The sequence below is a fragment of the Enterococcus sp. RTP21361st1_A6_RTP21361_211029 genome (assembly GCF_040910045.1).
Lineage (GTDB): Bacteria > Bacillota > Bacilli > Lactobacillales > Enterococcaceae > Enterococcus_D > Enterococcus_D gallinarum.
Genome location: NZ_JBDGBK010000136.1, coordinates 1 through 5,268, shown reverse-complemented (window position 1 = coordinate 5,268; position 5,268 = coordinate 1). Strand labels below are relative to the sequence as shown.

The following is a 5,268-nucleotide window of genomic DNA, read 5'->3' as shown; positions in this document are numbered from 1 at the left end:
AAAAAAAATTTCTTCACCCTTATTATAAACGAAGAGAGACTTTTTTTGCCATTTTTTGGTTTATTTTCATATAAAAAACGTTTACACACCTTTTTAACTGTGTTATATTGTCCTTGTAAAGATTATAATGTTATAATTAGGAGCGCTAAAATGAATGGATTTGTAGGGTTTATTGAACAAAAGTTAATGCCAGTGGCAAATAAGGTAGGTATGCAGCGACATATGGTGGCCATACGTAAAGGAATCATTGCCACATTACCATTGACGATCGTCGGTTCCTTTTTCACGATATTATTGAATTTTCCTATTGAGTCAGTTGCAGCATTTATTGAACCATATCGTGAAGTTCTAGACATTCCGTTTCGCTATACTGTTGGTCTGCTTGCACTTTATGCGACCTTTGGTATCGCATCTTCATTGGCAAAAAGTTACAAACTAGACTCATTGACAGCAGGTATTTTGGCAACAATGTCCTTTTTGATCACGGCAGCACCACCAATTCGGGTTCTTGAATCGGTAGAAGGTGTGATCGATGCTGGACGTTTCATCAATGTTGCTAACCTTGGTTCTGGATCACTATTTGGTGCAATTGTCACAGCTATTTTGTCAGTGGAAATCTATCGCTTCTTTATTGTCAAAAATATCACGATCAAAATGCCTGATGGTGTACCCCCTGAAGTGACCAATTCCTTCATGGCATTGATTCCCGGGGGAGCGATTCTTGTTTTGTTTTGGGTCATTCGTCATATCATCGGTTTTGATATCAATGGCTTCTTAAGTAACCTTTTGATGCCGCTGAAAGATGTTTTAGCAGGAAACAGTTTGTTTGGCGGCTTATTGACAGTTTTCTTGATTTGTTTCTTCTGGGTTCTTGGAATTCATGGACCAGCAATCATGGGTCCGGTGATCCGTCCTTTCTGGGATATCTCGATTGCAGAAAATATGGAAGTTTTTCAATCAACCGGCAATGCGCATGAATTACCAAACATCTTTACAGAACAATTTCTGCAATGGTTTGTTTGGATTGGTGGGGCAGGAACGACGCTTGCGCTGGTTGTCTTGTTTTTATTCTCAAAATCAAACTATTTGAAACAATTAGGACGTCTTTCGATTTTGCCAGGTATTTTCAATATCAATGAACCGGTCATCTTTGGGGCTCCGATTGTGATGAATCCGATTCTTGGGATTCCGTTTCTTGTAGCACCTTTGATTACAACGACAATTTCGTACTTTGCTACGACGACAGGGATCGTTCCAATGATGGCTGCCCGTCTAGGATTTGCCATTCCAGCACCCATTGCTGCTTGGATGAGTACAAATTGGAGTGTTGCCGCTGGAATCTTAGTTGTGGTGAACTTTTTGATTACATTGGCGATCTATTACCCATTCTTTAAAGTCTTTGAAAAACAGCAATTAGAACGTGAAGAAGGACAAGCGACTCAAGAATGAAGGGTCTCTTTATCAAGAAGTCAAACGAGACGATGGGATAGGAGCAAAGAACGATCCATAAATGACAACCAAATGAGCTCTCTGGGAAATACCGAGTTCTTCTAGGTGAACAGAAACAATTCTACGGGGTCATCCCAGTAAACACCTCAATCCCAGAGTGCTTTCTAGATGGTTCTTTTGAGTGAAGCAATTAGGGTTCATTTGTTGCTTAAACAGTGGTGCATGCGCGAGGATCCGCGTTTGATGATCGAAAGGAGACTAAGTGCATAAAATGATGCTGATGTATGCATGTTTATTATTTATCGGATTACAAATTTGGCTAACCAGACATTGAGCATTTATCCAGCAGATTCGCTTCCGCACACTGATAGCCGAATCCTTATTAGTATTAGTCATTGCCGTTATGCTATTTGGCAGGACAACAATTGCCCCGGTGATCTTGACAACACTGACTGTTGGTTGCAGTACGTTGCTGATCACAAAATTTTCTCAAATTGGTGCGCAGAAGGAGTGGACAAAATGAAAAGACAACTAGGAATCTCTATTTATCCAGACCACAGCAGTAATGACGAAGACAAAGCTTATTTAGAATTGGCTCAACGCTATGGATTTAGTCGAATTTTTATGAGCATGTTAGAAGTGACAGAAGGGAAAGAAATTGTTCGCAAGAAATTCACAGAATTATTAAGATTTGCCAAATCACTTGGCTACGAAACGATTTTGGATGTTGCACCGGCAATTTTTGAAGAGCTGGAAATTTCTTATGATGATTTGACGTTTTTCCACGAATTGGGTGCGGATGGCATCCGCTTGGATTTAGGTTTTGACGGCAGCAAAGAAGCAATGCTGACTTATAATCCGTTTGGATTGGCGATCGAGCTAAATATGAGCAACGACGTCGCTTATTTAGACAATATTTTGACGTATCAAGCAAACTTGCCTTTCTTATATGGCTGTCACAATTTTTATCCTCAGGAAGGCACCGCATTACCGTATGAGTTCTTCGAAAAATGCAGCCAGCGTTTTAAAGCCAAAGGAATTCGAACTGCCGCTTTTATCACTTCACAGTCTGGAACGATCGGTCCATGGGATATCAATGACGGATTACCGACATTAGAAATGCATCGGCATTTACTTGTAGAGATCGCAGCAAAACATCTTTTTGCAACAGGATTGATCGATGATGTAATCATTGGGAATGCCTATGCCTCAGAAGCAGAACTTGCAGCACTTGGCGCAATCAATCGTTACCAAACAGAATTTTCGGTGACTTTTACACCGGAGAGCACTTCATGCGAACGAAAGATCGTTCTGAAAGAGCAGCATTACCGTCGAGGGGACATTACTGATCGGATGATTCGATCAACAGAAGTCCGAAAAAAATACAAGCAATTTGATAACCCAGCCCACGATAATCTGGAGGAATTCCAACCTGGAGATATTGTGATCGGCAACGATGATTTTGGCAAGTACAAAAACGAATTACAGGTGGTGTTGACCCCTCATTGCGATCCGCGAAAAAATAAAGTTGGATCAATTGTCGAAGAAGAACGGCTGTTGTTGTCGTATATTCATCCGTGGACCAAATTTAAATTTACCGAGAGGAATGATTAACATGTTGGATATGATTATCCGCCAGGCACGTACACTCAATGAAGAGATTTTCGATATCGGTATCCAGCAAGGGAAAATTTGCCAGATCGCAAAAACGATCGAAGAATCCGCACAAAAGGAGTGGACACTTCTTCCGAATCAGTATCTTTCGGCAGGCTGGATTGATGATCATGTCCATTGTTTTGAAGAAATGAGCTTGTACTATGATTATCCCGATCAGATCGGTGTGGCAAAAGGTGTAACGACAGTAATCGATGCGGGGACTACTGGCGCCGAAAATAGCCATCGTTTCTACGAATTTGCACAAGCAGCCAAAACGAATGTCTTTGCGCTTATCAATATTTCAAAATGGGGCATCGTCGAACAAGATGAATTAGCCGATCTTTCTAAGATCAAGGGGGATCTGATCACAAAGGCCCTAAATGAATTTCCTGACTTCATCGTGGGGTTAAAAGCGAGAATGAGCAGGACGGTGATTGGTGAAAATGGCATCACTCCATTGAAATTAGCCAAAAATATCCAAAAAGAACACCCAGGCCTACCATTGATGGTTCATATTGGTTCAGCACCACCAGATTTAGCTGACATTTTGTCTTGTTTAGAGAAAGGTGACGTTCTGACCCACTGTTTCAATGGCAAGGAAAATGGTATTTTAGATCGTCAGTCAAATACCATCAAATCGTTTGTTTTTGATGCTTATGGCAAAGGTGTTGCTTTTGATATTGGTCATGGTACAGATAGTTTCAATTTTTCGGTGGCAGAAAAAGCCTATGCCGCCAATTTGAAAGCTGCTTCTATCAGCACCGATATTTATATACGTAACCGTATGAAGGGTCCGGTATATGATTTGGCTACTACTATGGAGAAATTAGCCGTTGTCGGTTATAGTTGGCAAGAAATCATCGAGAAAGTAACATTGGCACCAGCTCGTCAGTTTCAACTAAAAGGAAAAGGTGCGATCGAAGAAGAAATGGATGCTGATTTCACGATCTTTGAATTCAAAGAAGCAGCCAAAGTACTGATTGATTTAAATGGGAACAAGCGAAGTATTGATCGACAGATCATTCCGCTAAAGACTATAATTGGAGGACAAGTATATGACATTGAACCTGACTAAACTTGGCTTGAAGCAAGTCATCAATGCTTCTGGTAAAATGACGATTCTCGGTGTTTCTAAAGTGAGCGAAGGTGTCTTAACAGCCCAACGCTTTGGTGGGGAACACTTTTTTGAGATGAGCGAGTTAGCAGTCAAAACAGGGGCCTATTTGGCCAAACTACTTCAAGTTGAAGATGCTTAAATCGTCTCTTCAGCTTCTGCTGGAATTGCTCAATCTGTGGCAGCAGTCATTGGACAAGGCTCATCATTCCATCTTTACCATCCTTATTCAGAAAAGATTCAGCGTCGAGAGATCATCTTGCCGAAGGGACACAATGTGGATTATGGCACACCTGTTGAAGTGATGGTTCAACAAGGTGGAGGCCAAGTTGTTGAGGCAGGCTATGCCAATATGTGCTCTGTTGACCATATTGCTCAGATGATCAGTCCCCAGACAGCTGCGATTCTCTATATCAAAAGTCATCATACAGTACAAAAAAGTATGCTTTCAGTAAAGGAAGCTGCTCAAGTCGCAAAACAGTCGGGCATCCCTTTGATCGTGGATGCGGCAGCGGAAGAGGATCTTTTCAGGTACATCCAGGAGGGTGCCGATTTAGTGATCTACTCCGGAGCCAAGGCTTTGTCTGGGCCAAGTGCTGGTTTAGTGATCGGTCGTAAAGAACTAATAGAATGGGTGAGACTGCAATCCAAAGGCATCGGGCGTTCCATGAAGATCGGTAAAGAAAATATGATGGGGCTTACACAAGCAGTAGAAGAGTATCTGGCTGAAGGAAGCGAGTCTGGCGCTTCCATGAAGCATCGTTTGGAACCCTTCATCTCAGCGCTCAATCAAATTATTGGCTTGTCTGCGGATATCGTCCAAGATGGTGCAGGGCGAGACATTTATCGCGCCCGGGTTCGGGTCCAAAATGGGCCATCGGCGATGGAAGTGATCCAGAAATTAAAAGTAGAAGAACCAGCCATCTACACGAGAGAATATCAAGCAAATCACGGCATTATTGAATTTGATATTCGGGCAGTCACAGAAACTGAAATGCATGTGATTGTCAATCGATTAAAAGAAATCATGAATCCGGAGGAACCAAAAG

General features: G+C 41.8%; 3 protein-coding genes and 1 pseudogene. All 4 read left to right on the top strand.

The window, feature by feature from the left end; all coding sequences use genetic code 11:
- Positions 1-150 precede the first annotated feature (150 nt).
- Entirely contained in the window at positions 151-1,449 is a 1,299-nt protein-coding gene (locus AB5Z52_RS15850; protein WP_003126130.1) for a PTS sugar transporter subunit IIC, read from the top strand.
- 519 nt (positions 1,450-1,968) lie between these two features.
- A complete protein-coding gene (locus AB5Z52_RS15845; RefSeq protein ID WP_029486662.1) occupies positions 1,969-3,063 on the top strand; it encodes a DUF871 domain-containing protein in 1,095 nt (364 codons plus the stop codon).
- A 1-nt stretch (position 3,064) separates the two neighbouring features.
- A complete protein-coding gene (locus tag AB5Z52_RS15840) occupies positions 3,065-4,180 on the top strand; it encodes an amidohydrolase/deacetylase family metallohydrolase (RefSeq protein WP_368243183.1) in 1,116 nt (371 codons plus the stop codon).
- A pseudogene (locus AB5Z52_RS15835) lies at positions 4,161-5,268 on the top strand (DgaE family pyridoxal phosphate-dependent ammonia lyase); the annotation flags it as partial. The gene AB5Z52_RS15840 and the pseudogene AB5Z52_RS15835, both read left to right, overlap by 20 nt.

Coding starts and splice junctions, on each gene's coding strand:
- AB5Z52_RS15850 (WP_003126130.1), top strand. CDS start 151: ATGAATGGATTTGTAGGGTTTATTGAACAAAAGTTAATGCCAGTGGCA.
- AB5Z52_RS15845 (WP_029486662.1), top strand. CDS start 1,969: ATGAAAAGACAACTAGGAATCTCTATTTATCCAGACCACAGCAGTAAT.
- AB5Z52_RS15840 (WP_368243183.1), top strand. CDS start 3,065: ATGTTGGATATGATTATCCGCCAGGCACGTACACTCAATGAAGAGATT.